The sequence below is a fragment of the Acinetobacter pragensis genome (assembly GCF_001605895.1).
Taxonomy (GTDB): Bacteria; Pseudomonadota; Gammaproteobacteria; order Pseudomonadales; family Moraxellaceae; genus Acinetobacter; species Acinetobacter pragensis.
The window spans coordinates 41,622-63,152 of record NZ_LUAW01000012.1; the positions used below are offsets into that span (position 1 = coordinate 41,622).

Annotated in this window: 27 protein-coding genes; 17 read left to right on the forward strand and 10 right to left on the reverse strand. The window is 46.6% G+C overall.

What is annotated here, in order from left to right:
* Positions 1 to 51: 51 nt before the first annotated feature.
* The gene (locus AZH43_RS03720; RefSeq protein WP_067666748.1) at positions 52 to 933 is read right to left on the reverse strand and encodes an AEC family transporter; all 882 of its coding nucleotides are present in this window, start codon (positions 931 to 933) and stop codon (positions 52 to 54) included.
* A 185-nt stretch (positions 934 to 1,118) separates the two neighbouring features.
* On the opposite strand from AZH43_RS03720, the gene tatA reads away from it, so the two are divergent.
* From tatA to AZH43_RS03740, 4 genes are all read left to right on the forward strand, one after another.
* On the forward strand, positions 1,119 to 1,337 hold the full coding sequence (gene tatA, locus AZH43_RS03725; protein ID WP_067666750.1) for a Sec-independent protein translocase subunit TatA: 219 nt from the start codon (positions 1,119 to 1,121) through the stop codon (positions 1,335 to 1,337).
* 16 nt (positions 1,338 to 1,353) lie between these two features.
* A complete protein-coding gene (tatB, locus tag AZH43_RS03730) occupies positions 1,354 to 1,842 on the forward strand; it encodes a Sec-independent protein translocase protein TatB (protein WP_067666752.1) in 489 nt (162 codons plus the stop codon).
* On the forward strand, positions 1,839 to 2,618 hold the full coding sequence (tatC, locus tag AZH43_RS03735) for a twin-arginine translocase subunit TatC (protein WP_067666754.1): 780 nt from the start codon (positions 1,839 to 1,841) through the stop codon (positions 2,616 to 2,618). Before tatB ends, tatC begins: the two co-directional genes overlap by 4 nt.
* A 144-nt stretch (positions 2,619 to 2,762) precedes the next feature.
* The gene (locus tag AZH43_RS03740; RefSeq protein ID WP_067666756.1) at positions 2,763 to 4,742 is read left to right on the forward strand and encodes a PhoX family protein; all 1,980 of its coding nucleotides are present in this window, start codon (positions 2,763 to 2,765) and stop codon (positions 4,740 to 4,742) included.
* A gap of 71 nt (positions 4,743 to 4,813) precedes the next feature.
* On the opposite strand, the gene AZH43_RS03745 is transcribed toward AZH43_RS03740, so the two are convergent.
* The gene (locus tag AZH43_RS03745) at positions 4,814 to 5,608 is read right to left on the reverse strand and encodes an NRDE family protein (protein WP_067666758.1); all 795 of its coding nucleotides are present in this window, start codon (positions 5,606 to 5,608) and stop codon (positions 4,814 to 4,816) included.
* Between the two features lie 93 nt (positions 5,609 to 5,701).
* On the opposite strand from AZH43_RS03745, the gene lgt reads away from it, so the two are divergent.
* The 3 genes from lgt to AZH43_RS03760 all read left to right on the forward strand — a co-directional run bounded on the left by lgt (position 5,702) and on the right by AZH43_RS03760 (position 7,384).
* On the forward strand, positions 5,702 to 6,514 hold the full coding sequence (gene lgt, locus AZH43_RS03750; protein WP_067666760.1) for a prolipoprotein diacylglyceryl transferase: 813 nt from the start codon (positions 5,702 to 5,704) through the stop codon (positions 6,512 to 6,514).
* Between the two features lie 112 nt (positions 6,515 to 6,626).
* Positions 6,627 to 7,013 (forward strand): hypothetical protein, encoded by a 387-nt coding sequence (locus tag AZH43_RS03755; protein WP_067666954.1) that lies wholly within the window; start codon positions 6,627 to 6,629, stop codon positions 7,011 to 7,013.
* A complete protein-coding gene (locus AZH43_RS03760) occupies positions 7,010 to 7,384 on the forward strand; it encodes a hypothetical protein (protein ID WP_227509780.1) in 375 nt (124 codons plus the stop codon). Before AZH43_RS03755 ends, AZH43_RS03760 begins: the two co-directional genes overlap by 4 nt.
* 49 nt (positions 7,385 to 7,433) lie before the next feature.
* Here the strand turns inward: AZH43_RS03760 and AZH43_RS03765 are convergent, their stop codons facing one another.
* Both AZH43_RS03765 and AZH43_RS03770 read right to left on the reverse strand, forming a co-directional pair.
* Positions 7,434 to 7,958, reverse strand: coding sequence for a peptidoglycan amidohydrolase family protein (locus AZH43_RS03765; RefSeq protein WP_067666762.1), 525 nt, complete (start codon positions 7,956 to 7,958; stop codon positions 7,434 to 7,436).
* A 203-nt stretch (positions 7,959 to 8,161) separates the two neighbouring features.
* Complete coding sequence (locus AZH43_RS03770) at positions 8,162 to 8,743, reverse strand: peptidoglycan amidohydrolase family protein (RefSeq protein ID WP_067666764.1); 582 nt, start codon at positions 8,741 to 8,743, stop codon at positions 8,162 to 8,164.
* A gap of 317 nt (positions 8,744 to 9,060) precedes the next feature.
* Here AZH43_RS03770 and thyA point away from each other — a divergent pair, with 317 nt between their 5' ends.
* From thyA to msrA, 5 genes are all read left to right on the forward strand, one after another.
* Positions 9,061 to 9,903 carry a thymidylate synthase gene (gene thyA, locus AZH43_RS03775; protein WP_067666958.1) on the forward strand — a complete coding sequence of 281 codons (843 nt, stop codon included), beginning with the start codon at positions 9,061 to 9,063 and terminating at the stop codon, positions 9,901 to 9,903.
* Positions 9,904 to 10,000: 97 nt separating this feature from the next.
* On the forward strand, positions 10,001 to 10,513 hold the full coding sequence (locus AZH43_RS03780) for a dihydrofolate reductase (RefSeq protein WP_067666766.1): 513 nt from the start codon (positions 10,001 to 10,003) through the stop codon (positions 10,511 to 10,513).
* A gap of 28 nt (positions 10,514 to 10,541) precedes the next feature.
* Positions 10,542 to 11,591, forward strand: coding sequence for an Lnb N-terminal periplasmic domain-containing protein (locus tag AZH43_RS03785; RefSeq protein WP_067666768.1), 1,050 nt, complete (start codon positions 10,542 to 10,544; stop codon positions 11,589 to 11,591).
* Positions 11,592 to 11,696: 105 nt separating this feature from the next.
* Positions 11,697 to 12,152 carry an META domain-containing protein gene (locus AZH43_RS03790; protein WP_067666770.1) on the forward strand — a complete coding sequence of 152 codons (456 nt, stop codon included), beginning with the start codon at positions 11,697 to 11,699 and terminating at the stop codon, positions 12,150 to 12,152.
* A 110-nt stretch (positions 12,153 to 12,262) separates the two neighbouring features.
* Complete coding sequence (gene msrA / locus AZH43_RS03795; protein ID WP_067666772.1) at positions 12,263 to 12,787, forward strand: peptide-methionine (S)-S-oxide reductase MsrA; 525 nt, start codon at positions 12,263 to 12,265, stop codon at positions 12,785 to 12,787.
* Between the two features lie 65 nt (positions 12,788 to 12,852).
* On the opposite strand, the gene AZH43_RS03800 is transcribed toward msrA, so the two are convergent.
* The 5 genes from AZH43_RS03800 to AZH43_RS03820 form a co-directional block, all read right to left on the reverse strand.
* Complete coding sequence (locus AZH43_RS03800) at positions 12,853 to 13,257, reverse strand: ExbD/TolR family protein (protein ID WP_067666774.1); 405 nt, start codon at positions 13,255 to 13,257, stop codon at positions 12,853 to 12,855.
* Positions 13,257 to 13,877, reverse strand: a complete 621-nt coding sequence (locus AZH43_RS03805) for a MotA/TolQ/ExbB proton channel family protein (RefSeq protein WP_067666776.1) — start codon at positions 13,875 to 13,877, stop codon at positions 13,257 to 13,259. The genes AZH43_RS03800 and AZH43_RS03805 overlap by 1 nt, the downstream gene beginning before the upstream one ends.
* Positions 13,878 to 13,903: 26 nt before the next feature.
* Positions 13,904 to 14,668: an energy transducer TonB gene (locus tag AZH43_RS03810; RefSeq protein ID WP_067666777.1), complete on the reverse strand. Its 765-nt coding sequence runs from the start codon at positions 14,666 to 14,668 to the stop codon at positions 13,904 to 13,906.
* Positions 14,669 to 14,882: 214 nt separating this feature from the next.
* Positions 14,883 to 15,749: a formyltetrahydrofolate deformylase gene (purU, locus tag AZH43_RS03815; protein WP_067666779.1), complete on the reverse strand. Its 867-nt coding sequence runs from the start codon at positions 15,747 to 15,749 to the stop codon at positions 14,883 to 14,885.
* A gap of 252 nt (positions 15,750 to 16,001) precedes the next feature.
* Complete coding sequence (locus AZH43_RS03820) at positions 16,002 to 16,709, reverse strand: TetR/AcrR family transcriptional regulator (protein ID WP_067666781.1); 708 nt, start codon at positions 16,707 to 16,709, stop codon at positions 16,002 to 16,004.
* A 115-nt stretch (positions 16,710 to 16,824) separates the two neighbouring features.
* On the opposite strand from AZH43_RS03820, the gene AZH43_RS03825 reads away from it, so the two are divergent.
* From AZH43_RS03825 to AZH43_RS03845, 5 genes are all read left to right on the forward strand, one after another.
* Positions 16,825 to 18,273, forward strand: a complete 1,449-nt coding sequence (locus AZH43_RS03825; protein WP_067666783.1) for a coniferyl aldehyde dehydrogenase — start codon at positions 16,825 to 16,827, stop codon at positions 18,271 to 18,273.
* A 163-nt stretch (positions 18,274 to 18,436) separates the two neighbouring features.
* Positions 18,437 to 18,673, forward strand: a complete 237-nt coding sequence (rpmB, locus tag AZH43_RS03830) for a 50S ribosomal protein L28 (RefSeq protein WP_000048256.1) — start codon at positions 18,437 to 18,439, stop codon at positions 18,671 to 18,673.
* Between the two features lie 12 nt (positions 18,674 to 18,685).
* Entirely contained in the window at positions 18,686 to 18,841 is a 156-nt protein-coding gene (rpmG, locus tag AZH43_RS03835; RefSeq protein WP_003654787.1) for a 50S ribosomal protein L33, read from the forward strand.
* A gap of 140 nt (positions 18,842 to 18,981) precedes the next feature.
* A complete protein-coding gene (locus AZH43_RS03840) occupies positions 18,982 to 20,700 on the forward strand; it encodes a cation:proton antiporter (RefSeq protein ID WP_067666785.1) in 1,719 nt (572 codons plus the stop codon).
* Between the two features lie 192 nt (positions 20,701 to 20,892).
* Positions 20,893 to 21,135 (forward strand): hypothetical protein, encoded by a 243-nt coding sequence (locus AZH43_RS03845; protein ID WP_067666787.1) that lies wholly within the window; start codon positions 20,893 to 20,895, stop codon positions 21,133 to 21,135.
* A 63-nt stretch (positions 21,136 to 21,198) separates the two neighbouring features.
* On the opposite strand, the gene AZH43_RS03850 is transcribed toward AZH43_RS03845, so the two are convergent.
* The gene (locus AZH43_RS03850; RefSeq protein ID WP_067666789.1) at positions 21,199 to 21,477 is read right to left on the reverse strand and encodes a hypothetical protein; all 279 of its coding nucleotides are present in this window, start codon (positions 21,475 to 21,477) and stop codon (positions 21,199 to 21,201) included.
* Between the last annotated feature and the right edge of the window lie 54 nt (positions 21,478 to 21,531).

The following is a 21,531-nucleotide window of genomic DNA, read 5'->3' on the forward strand; positions in this document are numbered from 1 at the left end:
GACTGCAGCTATCTCTAACTCTCAACTACAGGGAGGGAGAACTTTTAATCCTTATAATGCTGGTACCAACATATGCACCGCCAGCCCATAGACGGCAATAATCATCGCGCTGGCAAGCGTACCTGATGCGATATATTTTGCCGAATGCCCCGTACCCTGATAATGCGTTTCTAAAGCGACAATATTGGCTGCGGGCGGCAGGCAGAAGAACATAAAAATCACGGCGTACGTCAGTGCCGCATGCGGAATCGGCAACAGCGCATAAGCGCCTAAACACAGAAAAATGGACAAAATCATACGGCCGCCAATCAGCAGCAGGCTGCGCTGCAAATCTTGCCAGCCAATGCGCACTTTGCTCAGCCACATGCCTAAAACGCACATGCCTGAAAAAGTCACCAGCACTTTATTGAGGGCATAGGCCCATTGCACAGCTGGATGATGCTCAAAAGCGCTGAAATCCCAAAATGACAAAACAGCTGAAGCGCTTAATGCAATCACAGGCGGAGAAAGCAGCACATTTTTAACAATAAATTTAAGGTCTTGCTTGGCTTCACTCACCGCCATCACAGCGCAAATATTGCCAAAGAGTGACCCGCCGATATACAGCGCCACAATTGTACTGCTGGCATTTGGGCCAAATACCGCCAATGCAAAAGGAAGCCCCAGCCAAGCGCCGTTCAAATAGCTGAAACATAATGCTCTCAGCTTATCTCGATTCAAAGCATAAAAAATACCGAAGAAAATCAGGGAGCTGATAAAGCTGAAACCAATCAGCCAGAGGCTTCCTTGTTTATAGAACACCATGTTGTACACAATGATAACTGGAATCAGCAAACGGGCCAGTAAAGCCGCCAGCAAAGCCCGGAACGGCTTGAGCGCTTCGGCGCCAAAGAAACCAATCAAAAAGGAGACAAGAGGAAGAATCAGCGCCATGAATATTCAAATTGCATTGAGCAGAGGGCCTAAATGCTAGCACATTCCTGCGCCCTGTCTGCGCCCCAGCGGGTAATTCATTGCGCATCCTAACAGCCTGCCTGTCTTTAAACTGCAACACAGATGTCACGCCCCTGTCATGCGGAACTGTTGCAATGATTGAAAAATGAAAAGAGGAAAAAATCATGGCGGGATTATCAATTTGGCATGTGCTTATTTTTGCAATAGTCGTCATTTTATTGTTCGGCACATCCAAGCTTAAAAATTTAGGTAAAGATGTCGGCGGTGCAGTGAAGGACTTTAAAAAATCAGTGCGTGATGAAGAAGCGGAACACGCGGCCTTAAAAGAGCCGCTCACCATCGATGCGCAAGTAAAAAGCACTGAAAGTTCAGTCAAAAGCTAAATGTGAGTGCTGATGCATGCTGAATATTGGAATGACAGAACTGCTGTGCTTCGCCATTATTGCGCTGCTGGTGCTTGGCCCAGAAAAATTGCCTGAAGGCGCGCGGTTTGCCGCGAAATGGTATGGCAAGTTCAAGCGCCTCATCAGCAGTGTTCAAACTGAGATTGACCGTGAACTGCGCCTCTCTGAATTCCGCGAAGAAGTTCAGAAAGAAATTGAACGTATTACTGAGCTGGAACGGCGCATGCAGCAGCAGATTGATGCGCTGCGCAGCAATCAGGCAGCGCCCTCAGATCAAGCCCAGACTGACGATGCAAACACTGCGCCAACTGAAACAGCGCATGCAGACCCTATGCCTGCGGCGGTAGCAGAACATCATTATCAGCACGTAGACGCCCCCGCGCTAACACCGTATTCCTGCAGCCATATTCAGCAGCATTTGCATCGATTATGGGCTGTTATTGAATATCCAAACCCACCTGTTAACTTGAAGATTGCTGTATGAATGAACTGCCTGCAGCTTCCGTGAAAACCGAAGCCGAACATCTGGATCAAATGCCAGTGATGCAGCATTTGATTATTCTGCGTCAATATCTTTTTAAAATTGTCGGCGTCACGATTGCGCTGTTTTTTTGCCTGCTGCCGTTCCGCAATTATACTTATCAGCTGCTTTCAGAACCGTTAAGGCAGCAGCTCCCGGCTACGTCTTCAATGATTGCCACCGATGTTACGGCAACCTTTATGGCGCCATTTAAGCTGAACTTATTTGTCGCGCTGGTGCTGGCCATGCCCTTTATTATTTATCAGCTGTGGTCGTTTATCCGTCCCGCGCTGTATGAAAAAGAACGTTTTTTAGCGGTTCCGCTTTTGGCCGGAAGTATCGCTCTGTTTTATTTAGGCATTGCTTTTGCCTATTTCATTACCCTGCCCGCTATTTTGCATTTTTTTATCAGTGTTTCGCCTGAAACCGTTGCCCCGATGACCGACATCAACAGCTATCTCAGCTTCTGCTTAAAGCTGTTCTTAGTCTTCGGGCTGACCTTTGAAATTCCGATTATCACACTGATTCTGATTTTGATCGGCGTGGTCAGCACCCAAAGCTTGGTCGAAAAACGGCGTTTTATTGTGGTGGGCTGCTTCTTTGTCGCCATGTTTGTGACCCCGCCCGATGCCTTGTCTATGGTCATGCTGGCGGTGCCGATGTGGATGCTGTTTGAGGTCGGCCTGCTGCTGGGCAAGCTGCTGGAAAAACGCAAATCAAAAAATGAAGAAGCCGCTTAATGTAAAAGCCCTGAAATTCAGGGCTTTTTTGAGCCACCATCCTGCTAGCGCTGTCTTTAAACTGTCTAAAAAGTGTCAAGAATCTGTCATTTCCACTTCATAGAATCATTAGCGACTTACAAACAAATAACATACGGATTTATTATGACTGCCACTTCAACTCAGCCAAGTCGCCGTGACCTGCTTAAATGGTTTGCAGGAATTCCTTTTTTACCTTTAGGCGCAATGGGCACAGCAGCCGCTTTAAGCGGGTGCAATGACAGTGACAATGAGACTGCCGTGACGCCGCCTGTCGTCAACCCAGCCAATTTAAAAACAGCAACATTTACCGCCATGGCGGCGCCTACCGTCCTCGCAGACCGCGCTAAAACCTCTGTCGGTTCCAAACTGAAAATAGACTGGGATGATGCCAGCAGCACTGAATACCAATTAGGCTATAAAAGCTTCTTTGAAACAGGAACCAAAGTACCTCAATGGGGCGGCGGCGAAATTATTGCAGGCGGGTATTTCAATGCAAAAGGCGAAGCCATTATGGATACTTCTGTGCCTGATGCGGCTCGCCAATATTTTTCAGACTGCCCAGACGGTTCATCTTTAATTCATTTAGAAGATGCAAAAGTTGATGGCGTTGCCAATCCTGTATTCCACGTGGTTCAATTTGAATACGCGACACAGAACCAGGCCGGCAGCAGCGAGTATGGCAATTTGCCGTCTCCCATCGCAATTCTAACTTTAGATCAAGACCCTGCAACAGGCCACCTTGATTTGAAAAAATACTTTAATGTAGACACCTCTGCTGCACACGGCTTGTGGATCACCTGCGGCGCGAGCATGTCGCCATGGAGCACTCACTTATCCAGTGAAGAATATGAGCCGGATGCTTTTGAACAGGGTATCGGCGGTCCAAGCCCTAAAGGCATTGGCAAAAACTTCTTCGGTGATGAAACTGCGGCTAAACCCTACAACTATGGCCACTTGCCTGAAGTAATTGTAAACAAAGACGGCAGCGGTCAAATCGTCAAGCATTACTGCTTAGGGCGTATTTCACACGAACTGGTGCATGTGATGCCGGACAACCGCACCGTGATTATGGGTGACGACTACACCAATGGCGGCTTTTTCATGTTCATTGCAGACAAGGAAAAAGATCTCTCTGCCGGCACCCTGTATGTCGCAAAATACACCTCTGTGCTGACTGAAAGCTCAACCGGTCAAATCCAATGGATTGAGCTTGGCCATGCCACAAGCGCTGAAATTGAAGCCTTGGTCAATACCAGCAATATCCAGCCGACAGACATCATGGAAAGCTTAACTACAGATCCGAATGATGCGTCATACACCCCGATTATCTTGGCCAAGAAAAAATTGTGGGTCAAAGTGAAGCCGGGTATGGAAAAAGCCGCGGCTTTCCTTGAAACCCACCGCTATGCGGCTTTAAAAGGCGGCAGTATGGCCTTTACGAAGATGGAAGGCACCACTGTCAACATCAAGGATAAAGTCGCTTACTCAGCACTGGCCAATATTCAGGATTCGATGATTCAAGGCAATGCTGCATGGCTTGAAGCGCACAATGTTTCATTCAGCAAGAAAATTACAGCTGGCGGCGTGCTTGCACATGACCTGACGGCAGGCCAAAGCACAGCAGCAGGACAGCCCATCGATAGTGAATGGGTGCCTCATCAATCTAAGATCCTGCTGCTCGGTGAAGATATCTCTGCCGATGGCTTAGGCAATACCGCAAATCCAGACAAAATTGCTAGTCCGGACAACCTGAAATTCTCTGAAACGCTTCGCACCCTGTTTATTGGCGAGGATAGCGGCAATCATCCGAACAATTTCCTGTGGGCGTACAATGTTGAGACCAAAGCCGATCCTGTGCGCTTGCTGTCTACACCTGCGGGCGCAGAGTCGACAGGCTTGCATGCTGTCGATTCAGTGAATGGCTGGACCTATATCATGAGCAATTTCCAGCATGCCGGTGATATGAGCAGCCTGTCTGCAGATTTAAAAGCCGCAACACTTGCCAACTATAATAATGGCTATTCGGCATCGGTCGGCTACATCACTGCAGACCCGATTGCGCCGTCTGTGCTTAAAAAAGCTGACAGCACAAAATCTGCATAAACGCGAATCCTAGAATGAAAAATGCCAGCACACCGCTGGCATTTTTTATGCCATCAAAATAATTTAAAATTCTAAATTGAACGTTGAGGCTGAATATTCAGCTGTACTGAGGTAATTTCACCTTGTGTATTGCCTTGCTGGGATTTTTCCTGCCACCGCCATTGCTGGCCTTCCATTCTCAGAAAATTAGAACAGCGCGTGCCGTAAACCGGACTTTGAATAAACGTGGAAGACAGCAGCGCTTCCATCTCTGCATGAATGCCGGTATTCGGCAGCAGTTCGGGAATTATCTTACGTTCATCTTCCAGAATATCCCAGACTGTGTGCTCAAGCTCCGTTTCAGCCACATTCGCCTGCTGCAGCATAGGTAAAAATTCTTGGGTAAAGCGCTTGCGCAAATGCTTGGTTTTTTCCCAATGCTCAGTCATTAATCCATTCGAGATCACATACACGCCCTTAGGCAGAACTTGGGGCGCTTCGCCGCGGTTGCTCATATATACCGCTTGATTGGCATCGCCGACAACAAGGTTAAATCCGGCAAAATCACACTGCCGCTTTTCCAAAGCCTGCGCAAAACGAATTGGCGTTTGATCAGATTCCAAAAACTGCTGAATCAAATGCCCGCGGGAAGTTGGATACTGCTGCTGATCCGCACCGTCACGGAAGTTGGTGATAATGGCCCAGCGCCCAGCGCTGGTCACCCCCATCCATGTGCCGCCGGACTGTAAATCCTGTCCAGCGAGAATCGGGCTGTTGGCCCATTGCTTCAAAGCCGCGGTCGGACGCTGATAGAATTCATCCCGATTTGAAATCAGGCACAGAGGAGTTTTGTCCAAGACTTGCCAAGCAAATGCCACAATGCACATAAATGTCACTCGATATCTTTACACATTGAATGTACAACATTTTTCATCACATTCAGCTAAAATCTGTGCAAAACATAATGACAAGGAGCAGCGATGCTGACCTACCCGAATATTGATCCCGTCGCAGTCTCGCTGGGGCCATTGCAAGTCCATTGGTACGGACTGATGTATTTATTGGCCTTTTTATTTGCTTGGGGCCTCGCCACTCACCGCGCTAAACAGCGCGATGGCTGGAACTCAGAAATGGTTTCTGACCTGATTTTCTATGGCGCACTCGGTGTAGTGGTCGGCGGGCGCGTGGGCTATGTATTCTTTTATGGATTTGAGCAATTCTTAGAAAATCCATTATGGCTGTTCCAAGTCTGGACCGGCGGCATGAGCTTCCACGGCGGCTTCCTTGGCGTCATGATCGCCATGCTGCTGTGGTGCAAAAAATACAAAATGACCTGGTTCCAAACGCTGGACTTTATTGCACCCTGCGTGCCGACGGGTTTAATGTTTGGCCGGATCGGCAACTTTATTGGCGGTGAACTGTATGGCCGCCCCGTAACTGATCCGAATTTTGCGTTCGGCATGATCTTCCCGACTGACCCGCTGCAGCTGGTGCGCCATCCATCGCAGATCTATCAAGCGCTGTGCGAAGGCTTAATTTTATTTATTGTGCTGTGGTGGTTCAGCTCCAAACCGCGCCCGCGCTATGCCGTATCTGCCCTGTTCTTAATCGGCTACGGTATTGCCCGTTTTGTGGTGGAATTCTTCCGTGAGCCTGATAATGGCCAGCTCTTCATCGGCTGGATGAGCAAAGGCCAGTTCCTGACCGTACCGATGATTTTGATTGGCCTCTGGCTGCTCTGGTATGCGTATCAGAAGAAAATTTATGACTGGGGCCCGCTCAAAAACAACTAATCCAATCCATCACGGATTTTATGCGGAGCAATCGCTCCGCTTTTTTTGCACTGCATTTTTATACGGGTTCTGTGCTACAGTTTCAGCATTCAAATTACAGACCGCAACGCGCATGCTTGAATTCTGGTTCAATCCTCAAATTTCCGTCTTGAAAAAAATCATGATCTTTGCCGTGATTGCAGCTGCAACAGCAGCGCTGTATTGGATGGAACCGCTGAAACTGGATGCGATTTTAATGTTTCTCGGCACAGGGATTGTGTTCCTGATTTGCCGCTACTGTAAAATCCATTTTGCCTACCGCAATCCGGCTGGCCTGCTGTACCGGCTGCTGACCTGGATTCCGATTGCGCTGCTGCTGGCGCTGATTTTCATGCATATGAACGAAGGTGAGATTCTCATTCCAGGCGCACAGGGCATTGGCTTTATGGCGCTGTCGATCTGCATATTTTCGCCGCTGGCTTTGCTGAATCAGAATCAATCGAAAAACGATGCGCCATGATTCTGAATTTTCTATATTCCGAACACTGTACGCGTGAAGTCAAACTCATTGCCTCAGTCGTCACTTGCGCCGTCATTTACTATTGTTCAAGCATTGAAAAATTAAGCACAGCGCTCACATTGCTGTGTTTAATGCTAGGCGCTAGCCTGCATATCCTAAGAATTTTGAGCCTAAAAATACCTGCCGACCAACCCTATGCTCAAGGCTTTAAATATTTACTGCTGATGCTGCCGCCGCTGGGCCTTGTGTGGATCATTTCAAACTTGCCCTTAACTCATTGGCTGTATAGCGCAGTTCAAGCATTGGGTTTTATGATCATTGGATTATTACTGCCGCTTATATACCAAAACCGCGCCAAACGCTTTGAATAGCGCGGCGCGGTTTTTAATTTTTCTGCCCCATTGACTGGAACTTTAGCTCTTACTGATCTAAGCGGTAATACTCATAACGCACGTTCGGATCTTTATAGACCGCATAGCCGCGCTGCTGAAAGTCAGATACCCAATTCGAACCGGTATACGCTGCAATATGGCCATACACATGATTTTGCGTGCGGTTAATAATATAGATATCGCCTTTTTGCGGACGGTCAAAAGCCAAATTAATTTTTTGATAGCCAATCTTTCTTAAGGTGCCGCCCCAATCGGCTGCGGCAACAGGATGCCCGTTTAATTTTGCACCGGCAGACTCCAAGGCCAAACGGACGCTTTTGGCGCATTTCTGACCGCTGGTTTGAGCGGTGACGCCACGAAGCCGCTGCGCAAATTTATCAATATCAATACGCTGGCCGTTATTTGCGCCAAAAACATTTTTATGTTTAGCAACTTTGCCGGAAGATTGAGAAGAGGCTTTCTGTATGTTCTTGCCTTGCTGTGAACGGATCACGATTTCTGCTGCAACAGGCCCATGCGCATTCTGCATGTCCACGCTTTGATCATAAACCATTCTTACAACATCCTCCTCTTCAATCAATTCTGATTGAGTTTACATATTTTAACCGAAGAGGATAGTACGCCTAGATGAGAATAATTTCACATAAAAAATGTAATAAAATTTTATAAAATGATGCAGCAATGCGTCAAATGCTTATTTTAATATCAATTTTTAGTAAAAATTTCCGTATGGCTGTCTAAAAATAATCAGCATTTCTACAAACCTAAACGGTAATATTTATACTTTAGGCCGTTCTCTTTATATACATCGTAACTTTTCTGCTTGAAGTCAGACACCCATTCCGAACCGCTAAAACCGGCAATATGTCCATATACATGCTTATGAGTGCGCTGAATAATATAAATATCCCCTTCCTGCGGATTGTCGAACGCGGGCTGGATTTGCTTATAGCCAATTTTCGTCAGTGTATCGCCCCAATCTGAAGCGGCAACTGAATGGCTGTCCAATACCGCGCCAGCACTTTGCAGCGCCACGCGAATGCTGCGCGCGCAGCGCTTTGAGCTCACATGCGCTTTAATGCTGTCCAGCTTTTGAACAAATTTATCTAAGCGCAGGACGGATGTATTCGCGGAGTCTGAACTGAAATTCCCTGCAAAGCCTGTTGCTTTTACATCATCAGTATTTGCAGGGGCGGTTGGACTGGCTTGCATCACATAAGGGTCTAAACTGACACGGCTGGGAGAATATTCCCTGCTGCGCGGGCTCCGCAGTGTCACCTGCACAGGCGCAGGGTTAATATTTTGATGAGTTTCAATATGATGCATATCAACCAGCATGTGCGTACCTTTAAATCCCTGTAAAAGAATATGCTGCTGAATATTGAGCAGCAGCGTTTTGACGCATTCGATACTAAAAAGCCAAGCTTAAAACTTCTTTATAAAAATGTAATTTAGTCTTAGAAGCTTTATTGAGAAACGCAATTTTTTGCAGCCTGCCATTTGCCGCATCAAGCCTGCTGCCTGCGCTGTAAAACTGCTATTTTTTGCATTCGTGATATTCCACTGGCGCTGACTTGAGCATGCTTAACAGTTTTATCTGCAACCAAAAACAGCTAATATGTGCGGTCAGCAAAAACAATTTTCATGAGAGTGACATGCGCCAATATTTAGACCTTTTACAGCACATTCTTGACAACGGCGGTGACAAAGGTGACCGTACCGGTACAGGAACCCGCTCTGTATTCGGTCACCAAATGCGCTTTGACCTTTCTAAAGGTTTCCCTTTGCTCACCACCAAAAAAGTTCACTTCCGCTCTATTGCAATTGAACTGCTGTGGTTTTTAAAGGGAGACACCAATGTTAAATACCTGCAGGACAATAAAGTCAGTATTTGGGATGAATGGTCTACTGCGGAACAAACCGCGCGCTTTGGCCGCCCAGAAGGCGAACTTGGCCCAGTTTACGGCCATCAATGGCGTAATTTCGGCGCCACCAAAAATGCAGACGGTTCGTTCAATCAGGATGGTTTTGACCAAATCCAGTGGCTGGTCAATGAAATTAAAACCAATCCGAATTCCCGCCGCTTGATTGTTTCCGGCTGGAACCCCAATGAAGCAGGGAATGTGGCCTTGCCGCCCTGCCATACCTTGTTCCAATTCTTTGTGCAGAACGGCAAATTGTCTTGCCAGCTGTATCAGCGCAGCGCAGATGTATTTCTGGGCGTGCCTTTCAATATTGCCAGCTATGCCCTGCTGACACACATGATTGCGCAAGTGTGCGGCCTCGGTGTCGGTGATTTTGTCTGGACAGGCGGCGATACCCATTTATACGCCAATCACTTTGAGCAGGCCAAGCTGCAGCTCAGCCGTGAGCCGATGGCGCTCTGCCAGTTGAAATTGAACCCTGAAATTAACGATCTGTTCGATTTCAAATTTGAAGATATTGAAATCGCCGGTTATGAATCGCATCCCGGTATTAAAGCGCCTGTGGCCGTTTAATTGCAGCGCCATTGCCGAAAAAATAAAATCCCGCTTTGCGCAAAGCGGGATTTTGCATTTTAATAGAGGCAATTTTTATTGCTTTGAGTAGTGCGCTATGGCGTTCCAAAATTTAGAAGTCGTTCATGTTGTCGCTATGGATCAGCAAAACTGCATCGGCAAAGGCAATGACCTGCCTTGGCATATTTCTGCCGACCTGAAGCACTTCAAAGAAATCACCCAAGGCGGTGTTGTCGTGATGGGCCGAAAAACGTTAGAGTCTATGGGCCGTACGCTGCCGAAACGCGTGAACTGGGTCATCACCCGTGACATGGACTGGTCATACGAAGGGGCTAAAATTGCGCACAGCATTGAAGATGCTTTGGCTCAAGCCGTGGAAGATGTGAAAGCCTCAGAAAAGCCTGACAGCATTTTTATTATTGGCGGCGGTGAAATTTTCAAGCAAACGGTTGATATTGCAGACCGCTTGGAACTGACCCATGTCGAATTGGATGTACAGGGCGATGCCTACTACCCCGCGATTCCTGACAGCTTTAAAAAAGTTCAAACAGAGCAGCATATTGACGACAAAACAGGGATTGCTTTTGAGTTCGCAACTTACCGAAAATGAAAAAATAATTCATTAGAAACTGCTGAATATGCACAACATTGGAAAAACAGAATTTATGAAAGCTTTGGGTGCTGGCGTACTGCATTCCCTGTTCAGCTTATTTGTCATTCTGTCTTCACTTTGGCTGTGCATGGCGCTGTGGATTCAAGAACCGATCAGCTGGCTTTTCAGCCGGATTCTGATCGGCATCTGGATTGCCTTTGCATTAAGCATCCTTGGCATTTACGCCACCCAGCATGTTTTCAGCCGTAAAAAAGACGTCATTATTTATATTTTGGGCTTTCTGTGCAGCCTCCTTTGGTATTTTGGGCTGCAAGCCAAACAAGACCGTGACTGGGCGCCCGAAGTCTCTCAAATACTGCATTATGAAAAACAGGGAAATATCATTACCCTGCATAATATCCGCAACTTTGACTGGCATTCGGACGGCAGTTATACCGAACGCTGGGAAACCCGCAAATTTGACCTGAACCAGATTACGGGAGTCAATATTGTGACGTCCTATTGGATGGGGCCGCAAATTGCGCATACGCTGGTCAGCTTTGACTTTGCCCATAGCCGGCCGCTGACGTTCTCCATTGAAATCCGTAAAGAAAAAAATGAAGAATTTTCAGCCATTGGCGGTTTTTTCCGAAAATATGAGCTCAGCTTAGTGGCGGCTGATGAAAAAGATATCGTCTACACCCGCAGCAATGTCCGCGGTGAGCAAGTTTATTTTTTTCCAATCAAGATGTCTAAGGCAGAGCGTATTGCTCTTTTTGAAGAGTATCTGCATAAAGCGGATGAGCTAGCAAAACACCCGAAATGGTACAACACCTTAACCAGCAACTGCACGACGCTGGTCTTTGATATGGTACAGGCGGTTTCACCGCAAAAGCTCCCTGTCGATTACCGCCTGTTTGCTTCCGGCTATTTGCCCAATTACTTATATGATTTGCAGGCGATTTCACCGCAGTGGGATATGCGGACATGGTATCTCCGGGCGCATGTCAATCCAAGAGTCAGCAGTTTTCAAAAGCTGAGCAGCACGGATTACTCGCGCTTAGTGCGTAAAGGCCTGCCGCATCCAGCCCAATAAACGCAAATCCGCCGGATAAAAATAAAGATACAAATACGGCTGGAGCTTTCGCTGAATATTTGCTTATATAAAAACTATATCCATTAAAAACAAGAGAATCCAACCATGTTAAAAAAACTGCTTTTAGTTGCAGCGCTTGGTTCAGCTGCAGTCTTTTCAGGATGTGAAAGCATGCAGACTTCTCCGCATATCACCGAAAACCTGCAGCTGCTGCAGAACAAAACATGGATTGCCACACAAATTGGCGGTACTGAGATTAAAACCGCGCCAAATGCCCGCAATATTCCAAGCATTCAATTTGATGAGGCCTCTAAGCGTGTTTCAGGTTCCGACGGCTGCAACCGCATTATGGGGGCTTATACTGCAGGCAATGACACCCTGCAGCTCAGCCAGCTGGGCAGTACCCGCATGGCTTGCCCAGGCAACGGCAATTTAGATCAGGCCTACAATGCGGCGCTGTCTAAAGTAACGCACTATCAAGTATATGGTAAAACCTTAAAGCTGCTGGACCACAACGGCAATCTGCTGATTCAGTATGAAAGCGCGGTACATCCCCGCTAACTGCAATCAAAGCCTGCCATAATGCAGGCTTTGATTTTTTTGGCATTTCAGTATTGCAGCTGAACAATATGCCCTTATATATCCATAAATATTAAAATTAGGAAAAGACTATGCAGCATGCATTATTCGGCGGCGGCTGTTTCTGGTGCACAGAGGCAGTGTTCCTGCAGCTGAAAGGTGTCAACCAAGTCACCAGCGGCTATGCAGGCGGCCATATACCTCAGCCGACCTATGAACAGATCTGCAATGGCGATACGCAGCACGCCGAAGTGATTTTAATTGAATATGATGAATCACAAATCAGCTTTACGCAGCTGCTGGAAGTATTTTTCGCCATTCATGATCCCACTACATTGAACCGCCAAGGCAATGATGTCGGCACGCAATACCGTTCAGTAATTTATTATTTGAATGACGGGCAGCAGCTTCAAGCCCAGCAGTGCATAGACGCGCTGAAAGCAGACGGCCTGAATATTGTCACGGAACTCAGCCCTGCGCCAATTTTTTACCCCGCAGAAGACTATCATCAGAATTTCTTTGCCCGCAACCCTGCGCAGGGCTACTGCAATTTCGCCATTCCGCCTAAACTGATGAAACTGCGCAGCAAATTTCAAGCCTTGCTGAAAGATACATAAGCGGCGCACTTATCTCTAGAGACAAAAAAAGTGGCCAAAAGGCCACTTTTTTTATTCTGAATCAATTAATTGTCTGTTGCAAATGCAATATCGCTGAGGCCGGCTTCGCTCGCGCGTGACATCACTTGCGCTACAGTGTCATAGCGTGATTCTTTGTCTGCTTTTAAAATCACTGTCGGCTGACGCGGCGCTTTACCCGCTTCTGCAAAGCGCTTTTCCAGCTCTGCCAGTGTAATCACTTGATCATCCCAAGCGACATCGCCATTCGCATTGATACTGACTTGCACCTTTTGCGGCGGCAAATCCACAATATCCGCAGTGGTTTTTGGCAAGGTTAATGGAATTGATGGGTTGGCAACGGTCGCTGTCACCAAAAAGATGATCATCAATACCAGCATAATATCGATGAGCGGAATGAGATTCATCTCAGTCATGCCAGCATCGTTGTCTTCACCCAATTGAAAAGCCATTAAGCTTGACCTCCAACTAATCCTTCGTGCGCCGTTTTTACTTCAGCTTTTTTTGCAGAGTCCTGCTGCAGCATGGTATCAATCAATAAACCGTGCGCATGGTCTTGCAATTCATTGGTCAGCGTGCGGTTAAAGCGTACTGCAATGTTGTATGCCAATACCGCCGGAATCGCGACAGCCAAGCCTAAACCCGTCATGATCAATGCCTCGCCGACAGGTGTCGCCACTTGCGCAAGGCCTGCCTGACCGCTTTTGCCTACAGCAACCAGCGCATGGAAAATTCCCCAGACTGTGCCGAATAAACCCACAAATGGAGCCAGCGAAGCAATGGTGCCTAAAACAGACACGCCCTTTTCGGCATTGGCTTTTTCAGTCGCAATTTGACGCAATAGCGCTTGTTCAGCGACAGCTTTACGCTGCTCAAAGCTCAATGGGGCAAATTTCGCTTTCAATGCAGCTAATGCATCTGAAAGGCGGTTAAACGCCACTTGCTTCAATTGGCGCGTGCCCATAATGCGTAAAGCAAAAATAGTCCACGTCGCAATCGACATTGCCAGCAGCACAAAATACAGTGTTTTGCTGACTGCATCAGCATGCTGCCAATAAACTGAAAAGTTCATACTCGAACTCCTAAAGGGTTAGCCGGTTATTTAAGCTGAAAATCGAATGGCTGTTCCACTTTTGTTGGATACGCCACACCATTTTCAATATATTTAGTCAACTGTCCGCGCTTTACAGCAGCCGTCACTTTGCGGTCTACTGCTGCGCCGCAGCTGGAATTCTTTGCATTTACCGCAATCACTTTACCATTTTCATTGGCAGAGATCGCAACCACCATTGAACAGGAAGACTTCAGCTCACCCGGTGAAAAACGCACGCTTGGCGCTTTCAGCCAAGATACACCGCCGCCCAGCTGTACACTTTTTGGCGCTGGCGGTGCTGTAGGCGCCGGCTGAGCTGGCGGCTCAGATTTCACCACAGGCGCAGGTTCTGGCGCTGGGCGTTTGGTCTCAGATATCGTTGCGGATACCACCGGGCTTGGTTTAGCCGCTTCAGCCGGCTTTTCTACCGGTTTTGGCGCATCGGCCTTTTTCACCTGCTGCACTTTTTCCACTTTTTTCGGCGGTGGCGGCAAAGGCTTGTCCACAATTTTAACTTCTTTTGGTTTTGGCGGCTCTTTCTTCGGTTCCGGCGGCTTCGGTTTCGGAGGCAGCGGCTTAGGCGCTTCTTCCAATTTTACGAAACGGACTTGAATCGGGTCTTTTTCAATTGGTTTGAGCTCTGGTGTCTTCATATGGCCGACAGCCCACAACACACCCATATGACCAATAACGACCGCGGCCAAAGCAGTGATCACTTTCTTTTTCATTGGGCTTGGGGCTGGCATCATGGGAGCAGAAGATTGACTCATTAAAATCAGTTACCTTGAAGAAGCAGTTGCGGTGTTTATTCCGATTTGCAATCAAGCTCATCGTTTAACGCAATAAAGTGGCATAATGATAAATGAGAAGTGTTTTCATTTGCAACTATTAATTTGGCTATTTTTATGGCTTTTTTAAATGCTGATTGCGAAATAAAAAAAGGCATACTTTAAGTATGCCTTTATCTGGTGAAAATTCAAAATATTATTGGAACACGACCGTTTTATTGCCATCAACAATAATGCGGTCTTCCAGATGCCATTTCACAGCGCGCGCCAATACATTGCGCTCCACGTCCTGACCCAGTTCACGCAGCTGTTCTACGGTAAAGTCATGGTTTACACGCTCAACATCCTGCTCAATAATCGGACCTTGGTCCAAATCTGCAGTTACATAGTGCGCTGTAGCGCCGATCAATTTCACGCCTTTTTCATAGGCTTGCTTGTAAGGATTGGCCCCGACAAATGCCGGCAGGAATGAATGGTGAATATTGATGATTTTCATTTCCCATTTCTGTACAAATTCTTCATCCAGAATTTGCATATAGCGGGCCAAAACCAGCAAATCATTGCCTTGCATCATGTCATCAATTTGCGCATAGGCTTCGCGTTTATTTTCTTTGGTTACCGGCACCACCTCAAATGGAATGCCAAAGTTTTCTACCGCTTCACGCAATGTTTCATGATTGGAAACCACTTTGGTAATTTCACAAGGCAGGCCGCCGCGCGAATGGCGCCATAAAAGCTCAAGCAGCGCATGGTCAACTTTAGACACCAAAATACCGATTTTTTTCACATCACTGACCAAAGCTAAACGCCAGTGCATGCCGTAACGGGCTGCCACATTATTTTCGAAAGTCTGCAGCAGATTATCTTTACGGCTTTGCAGACTGTCTAATTCAAATTCAACACGCATGAAATAGCGCCCGCCCTGAGCTTCAGTCGCGTATTGATCAAGTGCGGTAATATTTGCTCCATGATGATACAAAAAGCTCGATACAGCTTGCACAATACCTGGCTTATCTTCGCAGGTAATCAGCAAGCGTGCAGTATTTGCAGTCGACATATTCATTTTGATGTGTATCGCTAAATTTAAGTAATTAAAAAAGTAAGCCGAGCATTCTAGCGCGTTTTCCCCTTAGACTAAATAGGAGCTGAAAAACATTCATTCAGCTTCCCCCGCCGCAATTTATTTGCCGCTGAATTTATCTGCAGGAAACCCGCGGTATTGAAAGGGTGCTCCCTGCTGGTATAGCGCATAAAAAAACTGCCCTTGTTGCAAGCGCAGTTTTTTATTTCCATCAAGGGATCAGCAAATCGCTGCTTATTCGCTTTCGCTGTCGGCAATTTTATGTGACGACAGGCTGGCAAACAGCTCTGACTCTCCCATCGTTTCCAGCAAGTGCTCATAGGTCTGGCGGCTTTCACCCCGCAGATAAGCCCCTTCCAAAAACACCATTTGACGCAGCGCCTGCCAAACCCATTTCTCTTCCAAATGGTTAGAGTCAGTAATATGGCCGGACATATACAGGAAGTTCGTCCAGTTGGTCAGCACAATCCATAAGTTGATCGTCAAGGCTTCAATTTCAGAATTGGTCATTTCCATTAAGCCTGCGCTGACAAAGGCTTTATAGATTTTTTGCCCCTGCTGCATCACCTGCCCTGCAAAACGCGGATACATTTTGCGGAAATCGATATTATTTTCAACTAAATGATAAACATCACGGTGCAAGAAACGGTATGCCCAAAGCTGGCTACTCAGGACTTGGAAATAACGGATTTTATCATTGGCATCCAGCTGGCGGTCATCCGGCAGCGCAAGCATTTCCAAAGTTTCCTTTTGGTACTGCTCCATCAGCTCTTTAATAATTTCGTTCTTATTTCTAAAATGATAATACAGATTCCCAGGGCTCATCCCCAATTCAGCTGCAATATGATTGGTTGTAACAGAACGCTCTCCGCGCTCATTGAACAGCTGGAGGCTGAGCTGCAAAATGCGTTCTTTTGTTTTCAGCGTCTTTGTCTGGGACATCCTAAAATAACCATGATTTTAATGTGATAAATGATTAACACATAAAGTAACTTGACTATTTAGAGTAAATACTCTAAAAATTATTTAATCGCTTATTCAACAATGGCAGCGCGGCATGAATAGTCAAACAAAAACAAATTCGATGACACCTCATACTTTTGAAATTCAGCACTTGAATGAAATGCTGGAACAGCAAAAACACGCTTACTTGCGCTACCCTTTGCCAACTGCAAAAGAGCGCATTGACCGTTTAGCGCGACTTAAGCGTATCTTAGTTAAGTACCAAGATCAATTTGCCGAAGCAATTAATCAAGATTACGGCAATCGTTCCATCAGTGAAACCAAAATTGGTGAACTGCTGACCTGTTTAGAACACATTAAATATTATAGCAAGCATTTAACCGGATGGATGAAGCCGTCCAAGCGCCATGTCGGCATTATTCACCAGCCGGCAAAAGCCTGGGTGCAATACCAGCCGCTTGGAGTCGTCGGCATTATTACCCCTTGGAATTATCCGCTGCTACTGTCCATTGGGCCGCTGATTTGCGCATTGGCCGCCGGAAATCACGCCATGATTAAAATTTCCAGCGCATCTGCCGCATTTGGCGCTGTGCTGGAAAAAGCCTTAGCTGAGGCTTTCCCTCAGGAACTGGTGGCCGTGGTCAATGGCGGCGGCGCAATTTCTGACGCATTCAGCCATTTGGCTTTTGATAAAATGATTTTTACAGGCTCTACCAATGTCGGCAAAACCGTCATGGCGGCAGCCTCTGAAAATCTGGTGCCGGTTATTTTAGAGCTGGGCGGAAAATCTCCTGCGCTAGTGCACCCTTCTATAGACCTGCAGGATGTCGCAGAGCGTTTGGCGGTCGGCAAGCTCTGGAACGCAGGTCAAACCTGTGTCGCGCCAGACTATCTGTTCCTGCCGCGCGGAAAAACAGCAGAATTTATTGACCGCTTCAAGGAATGCGCTGAGAGCATGTATCCACGCTTTGCTGACAATCAAGACTACACCTCTATTATTAATGATAAGCAATACAACCGCCTGCAAGGCTATTTAGATGATGCCCGCGAACAGGGCGCGCAAATCATCGAAATTAATCCTCAGCATGAAGATATGGCATCTGTACGTAAAATTGCGCCAACACTGCTGACCGGCGTCCGTCCAGAAATGCAGATTATGCAGCATGAAATCTTTGGTCCGATCCTGCCCATCATGGAATATGATCAAATTGACGATGTTATTGAGTTTATTAATAGCCGTCCGCGTCCACTTGCTTTATACTATTTCGACTTTGATCAGGCGCGTGCAGATTATGTCGCACAGCGTACCCATTCAGGGCATTTTGGACAAAATACTGTACTCACCCACGTTGCACAGGACGATCTGCCGTTTGGCGGTGTCGGAGCATCCGGGATGGGGAAATATCATGGTCCCGAAGGTTTCTTCAGTTTATCGCATGAACGTTCAGTCATGTCGAATCCAAAGCTGTACAGCTTGAGATTCATTCTGCCGCCGTTCAATAAGCCGATTCATAAGCTGATTTCAAAGACTCTTCTTCGTTAAATGATCAAGGCATGAGCGATCACACTTATTGATGCTTCGTTTTAGATTAAATCGCTTGTCTTTTAAGCGTATTTTTGATATAAAACGCCCCTTGAATGAATTCATCCGTTTATTTTGACTGGCCATACAGGTTTGCTGTTGGCTAAATCAATGGAGTTACACCATGTCTAAGGTTTGCCAAGTTACCGGCAAGCGTCCAGTCGTTGGTAACAACGTCTCACACGCCAACAACAAAACTAAACGCCGGTTCGAGCCGAACCTGCACCACCACCGTTTCTGGTTAGAAAGCGAAAAACGTTTCGTACGTCTTCGCCTAACTACAAAAGGTATGCGTATTATCGACAAATTGGGCATTGAAAAGGTTGTTGCTGACCTTCGTGCTCAAGGTCAAAAGATCTAAGGAGTCTGAACCATGCGTGATAAAATTCGCCTAGTTTCTACTGCTGGTACAGGTTATTTCTATACCACAACTAAGAACAAACGTACTATGCCGGAAAAAATGGAAATCAAAAAATTTGATCCAAAAATCCGTCAACACGTAATCTTCAAAGAAGCTAAAATCAAATAATTTTAGTTTTTTGAAAAAAACGGTCTACTCAGGCCGTTTTTTTTTGCATTTTTTTTGCTCTGCTTGCTACACTTTCTCAAGATTTTGGCATTTTTTATGCTTATTTTTATTACCCTTAACTTTGGCTTAAGGAGTTTTTAGTGCCCCATGATGTAGAACTTATAATATTACTTGCCGTCGGCTTCGGCTTGGCTCTAGTTTTTGGCTATGTAGCTGCCCGTTTACGCTTACCTCCCCTTATTGGCTATTTAGTCGCCGGGATCATCATCAGCCCGAATACGCCCGGCATTGTGGCGGATATCCATCTTGCCAACCAGCTGGCTGAACTGGGCGTCATGTTTCTGATGTTTGGTGTCGGCATGCATTTCTCCCTGAATGATTTAATGCAGGTGCGGCGCATTGCCCTGCCCGGCGCAATCCTGCAGATTGCAGTCGCCAGCTTGCTGGGAATTGGCGTGTCGATGATGTGGGGCTGGAGTTTCGGCTCAGCGCTGATCTTCGGTCTAAGCTTGTCGTGCGCCAGCACCGTAGTTTTACTCAAAGCTTTAGGTGACCGAGGGCTATTGAATTCAGTCAACGGTAAAATTGCCGTCGGCTGGCTGCTGGTCGAAGATTTGGTCATGGTTTTAGCCCTAGTCTTACTGCCGGCCACTGCCGTGCTTTTAGGCGGGCAGGCACTGGAAGGCTCGGCCAACAATGAAAATATTTGGCTGACACTCGGCACGACACTGCTGAAAGTCGCAGGCTTTATTGCCTTTATGCTGATTATCGGCAAACGCCTCGTACCCATGATTATGCAAATTGTCGCGCGCTTAGGCTCTCGGGAATTGTTCACCCTCACTGTGGTCGCGGCTGCTGTCTCTATTGCTTTTGGCGCATATAAATTTTTCGGCGTATCCATGGCCTTAGGCGCATTTTTTGCCGGCATGGTCGTTAAAGAGTCTGACTTCAGCCATCGCGCAGAAGAAGAAACCCTGCCGTTGCGTGAAATTTTTGCCATTCTGTTCTTTGTCTCTGTCGGCATGCTGTTTGATCCCCGCATTTTGATTGAACAGCCGCTGCATGTTCTCGCCGTGGTCGCCATCATCATGATCGGCAAAACCATCGCAGCCATGGCCTTGGTGCTGTTTTTCCGCTATCCAGTCAATACAGCGCTGACCGTCGGCGCAAGCTTGGCGCAAATTGGCGAATTCTCCTTTATTTTAGCCGCGCTGGGCGTTTCGCTGAATTTGCTGTCCATTGAAGGGCAAAACTTGATTCTGGCAGGCGCACTCATCTCTATCACGCTCAATTCTTTTGTCTTTTCAGCCGTGGAGCCTATTCAAAAATGGATTCGTGAGCGCTCGAATTTGGCCCGTTTGCTGGAGCGGAGCGGTGATCCCCTGGCCATGCTTCCAGATGAAGTCTCACAGGATTATCTGCGCGATCAGGTGGTGATTGTCGGTCATGGTGAGGTCGGCCGGCGCATTACCCGCAGCCTGATGGATAAAAGCATTAAAGTGGTCATTGCAGAAGAAAACCGTGAGATTGTGGAAAATCTACGTGAAAAAGGCATTGCCGCCGTGTGCGGCATGGCAACTGAACCGAGTGTGCTCATTCAGGCGCATATACAGCATGCCCGCTTGCTGGTGCTGTCTCCAATGGATATTCTGGATATCCATAAAATTGTGGACATTGCCAAAACGCTCAATCCCAAAATTCAAGTTTTGGTGTGCGCGGAAAGCAAGGAAGAAGCTGAAGTGATTCGCCGTGACAATATCGGCGAAGTTTATTTTGCTAAAGAAGAAATGGCGAAGAATATGAGCAATCATATTTTGAATCAAATTCAGATTGCGCATCATGAAGCGCCGACGCATTAATCTATCAATGTGCGCTATCAATAAGGCTGTGCTGTTTGGCATCAGCCTTATTTTTTATCTGAGATTGGCTGGCAGCCTGCCCATTCACGCTGCCTGAATTCAATCACTTAAAGCTCAAAATATTGAATTTATTCTATAATTTAATACAATAAATAAAAAAACAGCATATTCAGTGCGCTCAAGAGAGAAAAAATGTTCATTATCTATGTGGGGTTTGCCGTTATTTTGATCGGCGCCATTGGTTTTTTAATTACTGCCTTTAAAAACAGCATTTTATGGGGATTGGGCTGTTTGCTGTTTTCTCCAATATCCATCGTGTTTTTAGTTTTGTACTGGCAAGATGCGAAGAATCCATTTTTCTTGCAGCTGATTGGTATTTTGATTGTTTTTTTAGGGGCTATGTTTATTTCCCCTTCGCAAATCAGCGGCGGCTAAAGCTGCGATTTCTTTATGGCATATAGTAAAAAACGCGCCCGATGACGCGTTTTTATTGAATTTCTAACTCATGAACTGCGGTTTTTCATCCACGACTTCAGCTTGCCATTCATTGACTTGTTTTTCCAGCAGGCTAAATAAGGCTGCTTGAATCATATGCTGTGCAACCACAGGAGTTTCCTCCCCCAATAATGCCTTCACTTCTTCATTAAATTGAATAGTGACCAAAGGCTCTTTTTCAGACCCAGCATTACGCAATGCCAATTCACCGCCTTCGAGCTGAACCAGTTCCAAAACCGCTTCCTGATTTCCAAATAATTCTTTCAATTGTTCTATAGACATAGTTCCTCCATGTGCAACATGGTGGCAAAGGCACAAGCGCTTTGCATTGCTTAG